Annotated in this window: 17 protein-coding genes; 3 read left to right on the top strand and 14 right to left on the bottom strand. The window is 29.1% G+C overall.

From position 1 onward, the window contains the following. Positions 1-9: 9 nt before the first annotated feature. The 4 genes from IEY67_RS25120 to IEY67_RS05510 all read right to left on the bottom strand — a co-directional run bounded on the left by IEY67_RS25120 (position 10) and on the right by IEY67_RS05510 (position 1,662). Positions 10-147 (bottom strand): hypothetical protein, encoded by a 138-nt coding sequence (locus IEY67_RS25120; protein WP_229800963.1) that lies wholly within the window; start codon positions 145-147, stop codon positions 10-12. A gap of 8 nt (positions 148-155) precedes the next feature. Then, positions 156-452 carry a winged helix DNA-binding protein gene (locus IEY67_RS05520; RefSeq protein ID WP_183669286.1) on the bottom strand — a complete coding sequence of 99 codons (297 nt, stop codon included), beginning with the start codon at positions 450-452 and terminating at the stop codon, positions 156-158. Continuing rightward, positions 380-655 (bottom strand): hypothetical protein, encoded by a 276-nt coding sequence (locus tag IEY67_RS05515; protein WP_183669289.1) that lies wholly within the window; start codon positions 653-655, stop codon positions 380-382. The genes IEY67_RS05520 and IEY67_RS05515 overlap by 73 nt, the downstream gene beginning before the upstream one ends. 782 nt (positions 656-1,437) lie before the next feature. Continuing rightward, positions 1,438-1,662, bottom strand: coding sequence for a DUF4248 domain-containing protein (locus IEY67_RS05510; RefSeq protein WP_183669291.1), 225 nt, complete (start codon positions 1,660-1,662; stop codon positions 1,438-1,440). Positions 1,663-1,884: 222 nt separating this feature from the next. Here IEY67_RS05510 and IEY67_RS05505 point away from each other — a divergent pair, with 222 nt between their 5' ends. Genes IEY67_RS05505 through IEY67_RS05495 form a run of 3 tightly spaced genes read left to right on the top strand, consistent with a single transcriptional unit; the run spans position 1,885 to position 3,121 of the window. Then, complete coding sequence (locus IEY67_RS05505) at positions 1,885-2,328, top strand: HU family DNA-binding protein (protein WP_122357375.1); 444 nt, start codon at positions 1,885-1,887, stop codon at positions 2,326-2,328. A gap of 20 nt (positions 2,329-2,348) precedes the next feature. Beyond that, on the top strand, positions 2,349-2,810 hold the full coding sequence (locus IEY67_RS05500; protein ID WP_183669293.1) for a glucosaminidase domain-containing protein: 462 nt from the start codon (positions 2,349-2,351) through the stop codon (positions 2,808-2,810). Beyond that, on the top strand, positions 2,807-3,121 hold the full coding sequence (locus IEY67_RS05495) for a hypothetical protein (protein ID WP_122357373.1): 315 nt from the start codon (positions 2,807-2,809) through the stop codon (positions 3,119-3,121). Before IEY67_RS05500 ends, IEY67_RS05495 begins: the two co-directional genes overlap by 4 nt. A 430-nt stretch (positions 3,122-3,551) precedes the next feature. On the opposite strand, the gene IEY67_RS05490 is transcribed toward IEY67_RS05495, so the two are convergent. From IEY67_RS05490 to IEY67_RS05445, 10 genes are all read right to left on the bottom strand, one after another. Beyond that, positions 3,552-4,688 carry a glycosyltransferase gene (locus IEY67_RS05490; protein ID WP_183669295.1) on the bottom strand — a complete coding sequence of 379 codons (1,137 nt, stop codon included), beginning with the start codon at positions 4,686-4,688 and terminating at the stop codon, positions 3,552-3,554. Positions 4,689-4,809: 121 nt separating this feature from the next. Then, positions 4,810-5,961 carry a non-hydrolyzing UDP-N-acetylglucosamine 2-epimerase gene (gene wecB / locus IEY67_RS05485; RefSeq protein ID WP_183669297.1) on the bottom strand — a complete coding sequence of 384 codons (1,152 nt, stop codon included), beginning with the start codon at positions 5,959-5,961 and terminating at the stop codon, positions 4,810-4,812. An 85-nt stretch (positions 5,962-6,046) separates the two neighbouring features. Next, on the bottom strand, positions 6,047-7,129 hold the full coding sequence (locus IEY67_RS05480; protein WP_183669299.1) for a glycosyltransferase family 4 protein: 1,083 nt from the start codon (positions 7,127-7,129) through the stop codon (positions 6,047-6,049). Then, complete coding sequence (locus IEY67_RS25415; protein ID WP_183669301.1) at positions 7,129-8,280, bottom strand: EpsG family protein; 1,152 nt, start codon at positions 8,278-8,280, stop codon at positions 7,129-7,131. The genes IEY67_RS05480 and IEY67_RS25415 overlap by 1 nt, the downstream gene beginning before the upstream one ends. Positions 8,281-8,283: 3 nt before the next feature. Continuing rightward, positions 8,284-9,522: a glycosyltransferase family protein gene (locus tag IEY67_RS05470; RefSeq protein ID WP_183669303.1), complete on the bottom strand. Its 1,239-nt coding sequence runs from the start codon at positions 9,520-9,522 to the stop codon at positions 8,284-8,286. 33 nt (positions 9,523-9,555) lie between these two features. Continuing rightward, on the bottom strand, positions 9,556-10,503 hold the full coding sequence (locus IEY67_RS05465; protein WP_183669305.1) for a glycosyltransferase family 8 protein: 948 nt from the start codon (positions 10,501-10,503) through the stop codon (positions 9,556-9,558). An 8-nt stretch (positions 10,504-10,511) separates the two neighbouring features. Further along, positions 10,512-11,738: a glycosyltransferase family 4 protein gene (locus IEY67_RS05460; protein ID WP_183669307.1), complete on the bottom strand. Its 1,227-nt coding sequence runs from the start codon at positions 11,736-11,738 to the stop codon at positions 10,512-10,514. Between the two features lie 69 nt (positions 11,739-11,807). After that, positions 11,808-12,875, bottom strand: coding sequence for a polysialyltransferase family glycosyltransferase (locus IEY67_RS05455; RefSeq protein ID WP_183669309.1), 1,068 nt, complete (start codon positions 12,873-12,875; stop codon positions 11,808-11,810). Next, on the bottom strand, positions 12,844-14,310 hold the full coding sequence (locus tag IEY67_RS05450) for a lipopolysaccharide biosynthesis protein (protein WP_183669311.1): 1,467 nt from the start codon (positions 14,308-14,310) through the stop codon (positions 12,844-12,846). The genes IEY67_RS05455 and IEY67_RS05450 overlap by 32 nt, the downstream gene beginning before the upstream one ends. A gap of 28 nt (positions 14,311-14,338) precedes the next feature. Further along, positions 14,339-15,025 (bottom strand): acylneuraminate cytidylyltransferase family protein, encoded by a 687-nt coding sequence (locus IEY67_RS05445; RefSeq protein ID WP_183669313.1) that lies wholly within the window; start codon positions 15,023-15,025, stop codon positions 14,339-14,341.

Raw genomic sequence — 15,025 nt, 5'->3', positions numbered from 1 at the left:
TCCGCTTTTTCACCCCGGCTGTTCAGCGAACAGATTGCGGAGTAAACAAAGGAGTATCGGAGCCACCTGCCATATGGCAGATTCGGAAGATAGGAGTGTACAAATCACCGCTTCTTCCACCTGGTGTACAGATTCTATTGCTTCCATAATCGTCATTAGTTAGGTAAGTTTGTAGAATCCTGCATGCTTCGTCCTCCCATGTTTCTTTCAGCTTCCGCCATTTGGACGGCTGCATCTGTGGACGGTGTATTCTTTTGAGTCTCTTTGCTTTCCTGTATCCAGGTAAAAACAGTATACCCCTTCACTAATATACGGCTTCCTCCCGGTATATGGGTGACGGAGATCAGTTGTAATTTCACCATTTTGTCGATCAACCGGCTCAGTGACCCGAGGCTGATCCCTGCGGCTTCGGCCAACTGGCGTTGTGTACCGACATATTCCCCCGTCGGCAACTGACTTTGCGATTGTCCAGCATCACATAACCGTCAGTGTGATAACACAACCCGAACAGACATAAATGCAGACGGGCCATCTGGCGTTCAACCAACCGGGTACTGTCTAACCGGTCCATTATACTTCTGGGAATCTTTATAAAGGCCTTTCCCATGTAGTCTAATGCAACACTTTCATTTTCAATGATTTTAATACCTTTCATGATACTAATTTTTTAGTTAATATTCTTATTAGCGCATGATTACGGATTACTTCCTTTAATTGGTTGATTACAAATGGTTTAATAGGTGTCCATATTTGACTTCGATGACGGCTTTATTTTTCTCTTTAAATATAGAAAGAATATTCTTTATAAAGAACTATAAGGCCTCCGGCATTTTTTCAGCTTTTAAAAGGAATCAAAGAGCGTATTTCATTTTGCTGATACAAAGGTAAATATGAACATCCCCGGATTGTAGTACCAATTTAACCCGTTTTGTATTTCTTAAAATGTTGTTTTACAGCTGGTTAATAAATTGTTATTTCTTCCCGGTTGGTTTGGCTTTGTTTTTTATAATTGTTATAAATTCTTGTATTTCAGTATAATAGTCTGAATATTTGTCGAATAGTTTCATGTTTTTGCAAACGGTACTCGCTGCATACTTAAATTTGAAAAACGGATTTATGAATTCGGTAATTTTCTTGTATGAATAACCACCGAACAGACCGTTCTGCTTCAGCCCGGCAAAGAGTGCGGTCATAAAAGTCACATACTCTTCAGGAACATGTTTATCATCCTTTTTTTTTATTCTTATTAATCGGTTTACGCATAATTATTGAGTATTATGCTGCAAAACAACATTCTATGTTAGCTAAACCGACCTCCTTTTCCTTGAAGCATATATCTTTCACCTTTAAAAGTCCCTTATTTCATCTTCAAAACATATATCTTTCGCATCCAAAATAAGGGACTTTCAAATTTTTAATCTTCAATTCTCAATTTAATCACGGTTCCCCTAAAAAATCGACAATCACCCCAACCTGTTTCGGTGTCAGTTTCCGTTGTCGTTCGCAGAACCCGACTGCTCTTAATGTTATAACCAGTTTTTCGTTTCTTACTACCCAACGATGTAACAAGCGTGATGCCGAGTTTGGATGCAGATTCGGATTATAACAAAGTGCCAGTTCCGTCCATCCGTAACTGCGGATTTTAAATTTTTCTTCTTCCATTTCCATATGTATTAATTACCTCTAAGATAAGGAATAAATCTTATATAAAGAAATGAAAATCAAGGTTTATGTGTGTTATTTGTATATTTATTCTCCCTTATTAAACTTTTTATAACCGCTAACATCATTTCATGTCACAGCCGCTTTTCTGGGTTCATATCTTTGTCATGTTATCGATAACCAATCAGTAATTTTCAATTATCAACTTTCAATTAATAAATTATGGCTTTAAGTTTCCACTTAGTAAAACGCCCCGACATGCGCAAAGACGCTGCCGCCGGTTCTAAATTATTTTATGCACAGGTCCGTTCATTGAAGAAACTCGATTTCAACAAGCTCTGTGATCTGATTGCCGTTCGAAGCACCGCTTTTATCGGTGATGTGATGCTCGTCATCGAAGGTCTTCTTTCCGTCATGGAAGAACGCCTGGAAGAAGGCGATGTAATCCAGATGGGCCGCCTGGGTAACTTCCGTATGGTTGCAGGCAGCAAAGGAACTGAAAACGAAAAGGACTTCAATGTCTCTCTCTTCAATAAGGCTCGTATCGTCTTCTCACCGGGTACCATGCTCAACGAGATCCGCAAAAATGCCAAATACGAAAAGATGGATACCGAAACCGTCACTCCGCCTACAGGAGGTGGTTCGGACCGTCCGGAAATCGAATAGTAACGTATCAATCATCCGTCATGTTAAAACAGGAATTTATCAAACTATATCACTCTCCCGCCCAAAAGGCGGGGGGATGTTTCGGAATCAATCCGGTCGTTATCCTTGCCCAATCCGCCATCGAAACAGGGTGGGGGGAAAGCACCTTGGCAAAGGAGTATAATAATTTCTTCGGTATCACAGCTTATGGCCGTTCCAATGCTTTCTGGAAGGGAGTAAAAACGAATTTGTCCGGAGATGATTCCTCCAAAGTCTCCCTCTGGTATCGTTCTTACGATTCACCTGCAGATAGTTTCATGGACTTTGCCCGTTTGATCCATACCGCTTATCCGGTAGCAGCTTCGCTCAGTGATCATCCTGCCGCTTATGCTAAAGAGATCGCTTACAGTAAGTACATCAGTGAAGTAAACGGCGATAATCGTGCGGCTTACCAGCGGATGTTAGTGTCAATTTGCAAAAGTATTAATAATCAGTTATCATGAATATTCTTGAAACCATACTCAATTTTCTCACCACCCTTGCCCGGATCATCTTTCCCCGCAAGCAAAAGCCGGCAGCCGGTGACTGTCCCTGTCCTGATCCCTTTCCTGGTCCTCTTCCTGATGGCGATCATCGTCCTCTCGCTTCTCCTGAAGGAAACGGAGGTAACCCTGACTGCGATCGGAGCGATACTCTCGCTTTGCACCAGAGCGACCGGGGAATAAAATCAGATATCGAGCCCATAGATATTGCCGGTTATTGCCTGATGGCGGTCGGAGGTATCGGTTGCCTGTATAAACTGTTCGCTGTATGAGCTGGCATGATAATTATTACCAGATGATACGGCGGAACAAGGCAACAGGGTTTGCTATCTATCATTGTTTGTTGCAGGCTTATCAAAAGTATTGTTACCATAAGTTCTGCCCATGATATTTCTTGGAGCAGCAAAAATATTAGTTAGTGAAGACTGGGTTCTTCATATTCTTTGTAAATACCATCTGTTCTATGTTATGATTGAAGGATATTATCCAAAAGAAGAGGAGAAAGAACAGAAAGATATTTGAAAATAAATACCTATTATCGTATTGTATGACGATAGGTATTTTTATATAAATATAGAGAATCTTCTTATTAACTCACTTATACGACTAATTTTTCTGTAATCTTATAGGTAAAGTAAATATTTCTATTTATAATTAAAGCCAAATGTAAAGAATATATGGATATAGATGATTTTGAGAATTTTATATTTCTTTTAGTAAAGTAGAGTAGATGAATTCTATTTTATTCTTAATAGTTTCCATAGTGAAATTATCTTGTACTCGTTTATATGCATTGTTGGCTAATTTTGATCTCAATTTGTCATTCTTCAATAATAGATCAATAGCTTTACCAAATTCTTTTTCATTTCTGTTTTCGACTTCAATTCCTGTTATATTATTTATATTAACCCAATTTACTCCAGAACCTTTTATAGTAAAGGTTACAGGTACAGCTTTTGAATACATCGCTTCAGCTAAAACAACACCGAAAGCTTCATTCTTTGTTATTGAAGGAAATGCAAATACAGATGCTGCATTCATGTATATTTTTATATCTTCATCTGTAATGCGACCAATGAATTTTATTCTGTTAGAATTTGTTATTTTTTTTAATTGAGGAGTTATAGGTCCTTCACCTGCTATTAGAATTATACAATCTGATTTTATATATTTTTCTGATTTTATAAGATATTCAATTCCTTTATAAGCTACATGTCGTCCTAAAAAGAATACTATTTTTTTTCTATCATATGAAGAAATCAGTTTGTTGATTTTCTCTTCAGATTCTTTATCTAATCTCATTTTTTCCAATGAAATCATATTCGGTATAATGACTGTTTTCTTATGAAATTTGGATAATGGTTTTGAATCTTCCAGATACAGTGGACTTGTAACTAAAATCTTATTTGCTCTTCTTAATAAATATTGTTCAATTGGTGAGAATAATCTGTATATATTCTTTTGTGCAACAATATCAGAATGCCAATGAAGTAGTAATTTTACAGATTTAGGTATTAATATGAGAACAAATAAACTAATTAATGGATTAGGAAGATGTAGATGAATTATATCAGGATTGTATGTTTTGATATATTCTTTTAATATTCTATAAAAGGAAATAGATATGGGTTGATTTGCTATTTTTTTTAAAATTCCGACTCGAACGATTTCTATTCCATTTATTTTAGTTACCTCATTATGATTATTGTTATTGAAACAAATAACATTTTGTTCAAAATGGTTAGATGTATTATTTACAATATTATAACAAACATCTTCAATGCCACCACGATATGGCGGATAGTATTTTGAGATATGTAATATTTTTACTTTTATCATATGATTAAATATTCATCAATAATTAAAGACAGTTTATGTTGTTAATTAATGTATTAGATATTATTTATCTGAGAAATTTTCAAAATAATTATATCATTTTGTAATAAAAGTTGGCTATAGTTTAATTATTTACTATTTCTTTTATGAATATATTTATAATTCTATCACAAGCAAATCCATCTCCATAGGGATTGATTGCTTTACTCATATGATTATAATAAATTGGATCATCTAGTAAACGAGATGTTTCTTTCACTATCTTTTCGTAATCTGTTCCTACTAATTTTACTGTCCCAGCTTCCACTGCTTCTGGACGTTCTGTTGTATCACGCATTACCAATACTGGTTTACCTAGCCCTGGTGCTTCTTCTTGAATGCCACCACTGTCAGTTAGTACTATTGTAGAACTTTTCATTAAATATATAAAGGGTAAATATTCTAAAGGTTCTATAAAGAATATATTGGGTAGATTGGAGTTTCCGAAAATTTCATAAATAGGTTTACGTACATTGGGATTTAAATGCATAGGATATACAAAATCTACACATGGATATTTTTCAACAAGAGTTTTTATTGCTTTGCATATTTGAATAAAATTTTCTCCAAAGTTTTCGCGGCGATGACCTGTAATAAGAACTAGAGGACGATCTTTTATTTCATATCCTGCATTTTTTAATTCTATTATTAATTTATTTTTTAATTCTTCGCTCTTTTTTATTTTATCAATAGCCATATACAACGCATCAATTACTGTATTTCCTGTTATAAAAATGGAATCTTTATTTATTCCTTCATTAAGAAGATTTTGATGGCTTAATGTTGTTGGTGCAAAATGCAATGTAGCTATTCTTCCTGTTATTAAACGATTCATTTCCTCAGGCCAAGGACTGTAGATATTATGCGTTCTAAGTCCAGCTTCAACATGCCCAACAGGTATTTGCAGGTAAAAAGCTGCAAGTGATGATGCCATCGAAGTTGTTGTATCACCATGTACAATAACTGCATCTGGTTGTGCTTTTTTCAAAATATCGCGCATACCTGTTAACACTTTAGCTGTAATATCATATAAATCCTGTCCTTGTTTCATGATATTTAGATCATAATCAGGATGTATGTCAAATATATTAAGAACTTGATCTAACAATTTACGATGTTGGCCTGTTACACAGACGATAGTTTGAAACTGATCTGGACACTTCTGTAATTTCTTTATTAGAGGTGCCATCTTTATTGCTTCAGGGCGAGTACCGAAAATAAACATTATTTTCTTCATGAAATTATCGTATTATGTTGTTTGTAAATATATATTGAGAGAAAAATGTGTTTTGAATAAACTTTGAAAACATCAACACTGGTGCTTAAAAGTCTTGTTGTTGCTCTGAAGAGCTGAATAAAATATCCCATTTCTTATATATGATTTCCTCGGAATATTTTTGTTCAATTATTTTACTCTTTTTTGCATATTTAATTCTCAAATCTTCATTGTTTATTAATTCAGAAATTGCATTCTTTAATCCATCAATATCTCCGTTTTTGACTAATATTCCCAAATCTGGAGATAAAACATCACTAGGTCCATTAGGACAATCAAATGAAATAATAGGTAATCCACACACTGCAGCTTCTACAAGAACTAATCCAAAACCTTCAAAACGAGATGACATAACATATATGGATGACTTTAAGTATTCATTTTTTATATTTATTGATTTTCCTCTCAAGAATATATTATTTTGTAATGATAAATCTTCAATTTGAGATTTTAATTCATTAAAACATTTACCTGTTCCATAAATGTTTAGTTCCCAATCAGGATGTTCTATGAAAATATCTTTAGTTGCATTGATTAGTATATCATATCCTTTTTGTTTAACTAGTCTTCCTACTGATATTATTTTTTTATTTTTTAAATCTGATTTTTTATCACTTTTGAATAAATTGATGTTTGGAATTGCATATACATTATTTATATGTTCGCTAAATTTTAATTTATCTTTATCTGTTAAAACAACTACTTTGTAAAATGATTTGTATATATATTTTCTTAGTATTCTTATTGCTTTTGGATAATAATTATAAAATATATGTTCACATGCGATTATTTTGTGAGAAATATTACAAAAATACAGAAGAAAATTTATCGGAAAACTTTGTCCTATAATAATATCAAGGTTATTATTTTTTAATATCTTATTTAATCTATTTATTATTTTTATTCGATCTAATGTCCAATAAATTATTTTATTCTTTGGTTTATTTTTGTTTATATAAATTATTTTTGCCTTACTTGATACTTCATAGGATATTTTTTCAAATTCTTTATAACAAGATATAATAACTACGTCATGCCCTTTTTTTATAAAAGTGTTACATAACATAATCGTAATTCTTTCTGTTCCTGCAGCAGGAGTTATATCATTAATTACAATTGCTAATTTCATTATTGGTAAATTCGTGGATAAGAACTATTGTTGTCATTATAGTAATAACGATAATAATAACTAGGTTTCTCTCTAAAAATGTAACTTAGATAACTAGAGTATGGTATATATCTACTATCTTTAGTTATAGAAGACCATGTGATCATTGTTATAATTAGTAATAGATATAATTGGTAAATTATTTTTGATTTATTCTCTAAGTTATAAAGAATATATATAACAGAAATGCTATATATTAAAGCAAAATACATTGCAATTCTCATGAATACATTAAAACTAAGTCCAAGTCTAAATAAAAAAATGTATAAAATCGATGAATTAAATATGAGATGTCCGTATTTAATTGTTTCAATTTTTTTTCTGCTAAGTAATAATATTATAAAGAATATATTATGTATTAAATATCCAAATGAAATAATTTTACCACTTTCTTCATTTATATTTTGGGAATAAAATACAATTTTGTTTGTTATTATTGGAAACCAACTGAATGCAGTGTTAATTATTGAAAATAATATTTTTATATCTAAAAAGATTAAACTGAATATTATGTAAAATATAATTATTGTTTTTGATTTTATTCTTGATGATAAAATCCAATATAGTGGAATTAATAATATTGACGAATAATGGAATGTTATAGCTATAAATATAATAGAAAAATATTTCCATTTATTCTTTTCTAATATGGCTGGTATACTTAGCAAAAAAATGGAAAATGCTATCAAATTCCTTAATGGGTTGTCAATCCAAAAATATAATCCATATAAAGTTACAAAGAATGTCATTATAAGAAAATAATAACGTTTTTCACTATATTTATTTAAAAACCAGTAAAATATGCTGAATGTTAGTAATTTTGTAAATATTAAATATATCCAAAAATCAATTTCTAATAAGTGAAATATAGCAGTGTAAATTATGAATCCAGGTTCCCAAAATAGTATAATTGAAAGAAATTTATCAAATGTAATCCATTGATAACTATTTTCATAAGTCCTCCAGTCTGTTCCTGTCATATAACCAAAACATAAAAAAATAGCAATAAGTAATGTTATTGTACTTTTGAATGTGTTTCTTAAATTTTCTCTTATACTATTTTGTATATAATGTGCCAAGAAACAGATTGTTATCAATAAATAGTATTCCATTAATTATTGATTATTTTCAATTATATTAAATATTTTTTTGTATAAATTTAAAATGTAATCTTGCTGATATTCTTCTATTATATTTCTTCTTTGAAAATGACTTTTCTTAGTAAGATAATCAGAATAAATTATTTTTAAAGAGTCTGCAATACTTTCATGTGATGAAACATCTGAAAAGTATAATATACTTCTGTCTTTGTATAAATCATTTGCTTCACCTGTTTTTGGACTAATTGTCCATATTGGTAATCTGCATTGCATGTAGTCGCCTAATTTGGTCGGTAAAAATATGCCTTCTTCCATATTTGCTTCAATTAATAGAGCTAAATCAAATTTGGACATTATTTCTAGGTTTGTAATATAATCTTTAGGAGTAATGATATTTATATTGTCATCAAGATTGTAATTTTTTATTAGATTTGTAAAATTCTCATCTTGTTTTCCAATAAAGGTTATCTCTATATTGGCGTTGGGAGCTTGTTCTTTAAATAAATTAAGGCCTTTAAATAGCGATATTGGAGAACGAGGGTATGTTATATTTCCAGAATGAATTATACGTAATATGGATGATTTTTCCTTTTCTTTATAATTAAATAGGTTATCTATGCATGCGTGTGGTATTATAAAAGTACTATTTATATCTTTTATACTCATGTATTGAAACATATAGTCTCTTAGCCTCTTGGATGGAAAAGTATGAATATTAGCTTGCTGTGAAACCTTTTGTAATAATTTTTTTTGTAAACCTCCTAGTTTTGCCTTAGGACCATGTCCATAGGGAGGAGGATAACAAATATCAGGATAAGGATCGTTCCAATTGGCGATCCATTTAATTTTGTATTTTTTAGAAAGATATAAAGCTGCTAATTCAGCAGAGGGACTTCGAGACATTATTAAATCATATTTTTTATCTTTTATTAGTGTTTCAGAATGATTTATAGCATATAAAGCCCAATGTGCTCCCTTGTATACATATCCAGTTTTTATAAATACTTTGATATGATCAATAATTGTTTTGATATTTATTTTGTTTTTTAAAATGAACTGTTTTATATAAAAAACATTTTCAATAAAAATATTGTCATTGGTATTAGGTATATAAACATGATTATTATTTTTACTTATAACATCAATCTCATATCCTGCTTCGCTTAATATTTTTAATAATTTAGCGTTACATATTGCTTCAGGATTATTTACTGGAACACTGTATGGGGCTAAAAATAATATTTTTTTTATCATTTGATTATTACATAATGGTTATTGTACATATTATCATATCTGATTATTATCCTTTTGTTGGATGTTTATAAATAATGTCTTTTTAATTCTTAATAAAACTAATATGTTTCTAATGATTATTTTAATGTTATCCTTTGATATTGTTAGTTTAGGATTATAATACTTCCATTCAGTTTTTTCTAAATATGTGAAATATAAATTTTTTAGTGGGTGATTATTTCCCCAGCACCAAGGTTTGTTTTTTGCGCAATAATGCACAATTATTGGATTAGTTATTTCATTTATTATTTCTATTTTATTCTTTTTATTTAACTTAGTATTTCTGTAAAAAGATGTATGAAAATAACCTTCTAGAGCATTCCACCTAATAGGAAGTCTAAGCCAATTGTTGTGTAATACAGCATTAAGGATATCTTGATCATGCCAGCGAACTCTCTCAGGATATTTTATTAAATAATCGCGAAAGCGATCAATCAATTGATGTGATCTCCAGTATTCTAAATTGATGAGTATGACTCCTGCATTAAAATATGAGTATTTACTATCATACTGTAACCGTTTATAGTTTTCAGGTTGATAACTTGTAGACTCAGGAACAGCAGCAATTGGAGCTGTTAACTTTATATCCCATAAGGGTTTTAAAGAGCCTGTTATTATTATATCAGAATCTAAATATAATATTTTTGATATTTTGTTATCTATGATATCTGGTAATAATAATCGAAAATATGTAACAATAGACACATGATCACCAGGAAATAATGGAAAATCATTTAAAAGTGCTATATTAATATTACAAATTTGTATTTTGCATTTATAAATTAGTTCAATATTCTTAATATATCTTTGGCTAATTTCTTTCAGTCCTTCTGTTAGTAAGTAGACTACGATATCTTCTTTCTTATTATTTTCGAATAAAGATGTCAACATTACACTGCAATGTTGTATAAAATTATCGTCTGTTGCACATGCAATAATCATTATATTAATTATTTAAAATAAACAATGTCTGAAAGTAATTCAAGAAAATTTCTATAATAATTTGTATCTGTGAACATTTGAGCTCTCGATAGAGCTGCTTTTTTCATTTTTTCTCTTTTCTCCTTATCATTGATTAAAACATATATCTGTTTAGCTAACGTTTTGCTGAATTCCTTTTTTCTATCAACTATAATGGCAGATTCTTCGTCTACAACTTCAATCATTCCTCCCGAATCTGATATTATAAGTGGACATCCAGATGCTAATGCTTCTAAGCAAGTTAATGAAAAAGCTTCTTCACAGATTGATGGAACTATAACTATATCTGCAATTTGATAATATTTGTGTATATATTCATTGGATATATATCCTGTGAAACAAATATTATTTTTTATTGGATATATCATTTTTTCAAGCTCTTTGATATATAATGTTTTTTCTTTGCTCGAAAAAAAAGATGCTCCTAATATTAATAGTTTTAGATTGCTTTTAGGTAATCTTACAAATGCTTCTATTAATTCTTTTACACCTTTTGTTCGATCTATTCGACCTACAAATAATAAGATTTTATCTTTTTCGCTTATAGATAATTTGTTTTTTAATTCATTTTTTTCATTTATACTTATTTGTGATTTAAATCGATTGATATCAATACCATTGTATAGGACAGATATTTTACAGTTATATTTTGAATTAACTGGAATTGAACAAACACGTTTTTTTATATAATTACTTGTACTCCAAATATGCGATAAACTTTTTATGATGTTTTTAGCCTGATATGTATTGGCATATAAAATATCATTATGTAAATGTAGATTAATTGGTATATTGTATTGTTTTTTTAATAGTAATGCATATAAAGGTGTATTTTCAATGATTATTGTATCAAATTTGTATTTGTATTTCATTATTTTGATGCATGAAATAATAAAATCATCTCCAATATATGGAATGTTGAATTTATATCTATTCCAGAGTAGGTCTAATATCCTATTATATGTTGTTAAAAATTTGTGCCTAATTGTGTTTCTGTGGATATATTCAAATTTGCTATATTTATATTTACGACTTTCAATTATTGCATTTCTATCATAGATAGTGAAAACAACATATTCTGCGCAAGGATTCACTTCATTTTTGTTTAAATAAATTTCTATGAGAGTTTCTACAGCTCCTCCTTTTAATGCCGGTATAGGTAAAAAACAGGGGCTGATTATTGCTATTTTATTCATATAATACTATTTGTGATAATATAATTGTATAATACTTTTAATATGTTAAATTATCTTTTTATTGTTGTATTAATTGATATTTATGAAATTTATTTTATTGCCTGATGTGTTGATTTGTGAGATGTCTATTTCTCCTTCTTGATCAAAAATTTTTGGATGAATTTTTGAACCAAACCAATCTATTTCTATTTTATATGAAAAATCAAATACAGCAGAAGTACAAATTGTAACAGCCTTATCAAATCTAATACCTAATAGATCGAATAATTGTGATGGAATAATTTTGTTGAAACATGAAATATTGTTAAAATATTTTTTGTAATCTATCTTATCTCTAGGGTGTGGTTTAATTAAGATTTTGTTTGAATCATAATATGAAATTATTTTTTTATAGATTCTTATTTGTTCTTCTTCTGTTAATATTCCATCTGTAACAAATCTTTGTGTAAGTATTATTATTGATTTACTTTTTAGCTCTTCTATATCTTCATTTGTAATATTATATATCTTATATATTAACTTTTTTTTTTCTTCTGGGCTATTACTCCAAATTTTAAAAATATCAATAATCGTTATTTTTTTATTTGTCCAAAATGGTGCTATATCTTTAACTGAAAGTATTATTTCTTTGCAAGAATTACTGAGTCCAACTGGCTTTTTATATGTTTTGCCAAATATATAAAGATTTATTTTTTTTATATAATATCGATCATTCCAGTACTTGATTTTATTATCGAGCCAATTATTAGCTTTTATGATAGAATAAATATATGGAGCATCTTCAATATATGAATAAGATTTATTTCCAACTAATGGAATGGAATAGGGTAAATGATCTTGCGAATATATTAAAGAATCTTTTATAAATGGCCAACGAATGTATTTGAATATTCTTAATCTAATTAAGTCATATATTTCTGATATTAAATTCGGTAAATGCTTTTTTTTATAGATATATTTATGTGTTAAATTGTTTTGAATAGATGGATGTATACCTTCTGATACAAAGAAATAAGTATCATGAATATCATTTATATCTGATTTTAATAAATAAATTAATAAAGCATATACAGTATCTACTATACATACATTTTTTATATTAAATTTATTCTTTGAAGTTTTTTTGAATAGATTCATTTTGGATTTGTTTTTTATTTTGATTAAAATGTAATATTAGATTATTGTATAGATCTCTAATAACAGATTTGTTTGCTAGTATTAATATTGATAAAAAAATGACTATTGAAATTGATTTTATTAATAAGTTGTCAATTATACAAACAGATATCGCAATTATAATATTGATACCAATCATTATCACATATGAAAATAAATTTTGTATTTTGACATATTTCCATGAATATATCGTTCTTGAAATGAGAATTATAAAATTTGCTAATACCATTGATATTGCAGCACCATATAATCCATAAGTAGGTATTAAAGTGAAATTGAAAACTATACTAGATATGGCTCCCCATATACCTGAATAGAAATAATACTTACTCTGTTTTACTGCTGAAAATGTAGCGCCAATAAAATTTGATATATTTGAGAAAAGTATAGCTAATGATAAAATCGGTATGTAGATCCAGGCATCAATAAATTCAACACTTGTCAATAGAGAAATTATCCATTTACTTGTTATACACATTAAAGATGAAATAAAAACTAATCCAAGAACAATAAATCGACACACTCTATTAAAGAAATATGTATAATCCGAGTTGTTGAATTCTTCAAGAACTGAAATTTGCCAAGATGTACCAAACATGTTATAGAAAGCTCCTATCATATTAGGTAGTTTACATGCAACAGCAAATAGCCCTACAGCTTTTAGTCCAATATAGCTTTCTATAACAGGACGATTAAAACTTAATATAAGCCACCAAATTAATGCATTAGGAATTAGAGGTAGTGCATATTTTAGCATTTCTATGTATTCCCTTTTTTGTATGTAACTCCAATTGATAAACTTATACATTTTTCCAAATAGAAAGGTATATATAGTAGATATTGCTAAAGATACTATTTGGGCAATTAAAAATCCATATACTCCATATATTGGTAACAAGATAATAGAAGAAATAGCCATTGATGCTGTATAAATGATACCGCATAATGCATATATATTCATTTGATTAAGACTTCTAGAGAACTGTTGTGTGTAAGTTTGGGTAAAAGATAAAAATATAATGATATATAAATACAAGGAATATGTAGTGTAAAAATTCTTAACATGGTTATTAACTAATATGAAATGAAATATGAAAGATAATATTCCTGTTATTGCAAATAAAAGGATAGTATAATATATTCCTGAAGAAAAATAAGTTGTTTGTTTTTCCTTTTTTTGTCCCTTTGGAAATACAAAAATAGATTCATAAATGCAGCATGAAATAATACTTAATATAAAAGATGTATAAACTTGAATTAAATCAATAATTCCATAATCTTTTACTGATAGCCATGTTGTATAAAAGGGTAACATGAAGAATGAAATGAATCTACTTCCTATATTCCCTACTATTATTAGACCTGTATTTTTTCCTAATCTACTATATTTATTCATATAATATATTACCAACTATGTGATATCCTTATTTAAAGATATTATAGATTATTTCTGCTATTTTAAAATCTTCTTCCCAATCAATATCAAATGAACTTATTTTGTTCATTTCAAATAGATAAGGTTTTTTTCCAATACGATTTAATTGTTCTTCATATATATGTCGTTTGGCTAAAAAAATAGAGTGATTGATTTCATATAATTTTTCTAGATCTTGAGTTCGTGGCCAAGGTAGTGAGGTTGTATTGTTGATAATCTCTCCTTTATTATTTAATAGAAAGTTCCTAAATCCAACAACTCCAACTAGTGAGTCATATCCTAATTCTAGATTCGATAGATATAATTTGACAGCCTGGTCATATATATGTGCATCTACCATTGGAGTTGTTACATGTCCCCAAAGAATGTGCTCTGCATTTGTAAGTGTTGGCACATAGGCTATTAAATCTTGTAGATTAGTTGAATCTAAACAAAGCTTTGTTGGGCGAATATCTATTTTGATTTTTTCTGATTGTGATAGAAATTTTTGTGCAATTAAAATACAGTCTTCATCATTAGTTGATAATATTATTTCATCAATGTTTTTGGTTTGTATAAGTTGTGATATTTTATTTTCAAATAGTCCTCCTTTTATTTGAGCAAAAGGACGAGTATTTTTATTTTTTACGCGTTGACTACCTTTTCGTGTAGGTAGGAAAAATGCAACTTTATCCAT

The sequence above is a fragment of the Parabacteroides faecis genome, assembly GCF_014647375.1.
Classification (GTDB): Bacteria; Bacteroidota; Bacteroidia; order Bacteroidales; family Tannerellaceae; genus Parabacteroides; species Parabacteroides faecis.
Note: the sequence above shows the minus strand (reverse complement) of the source record. Positions and strands in the feature narration are given on the sequence as shown.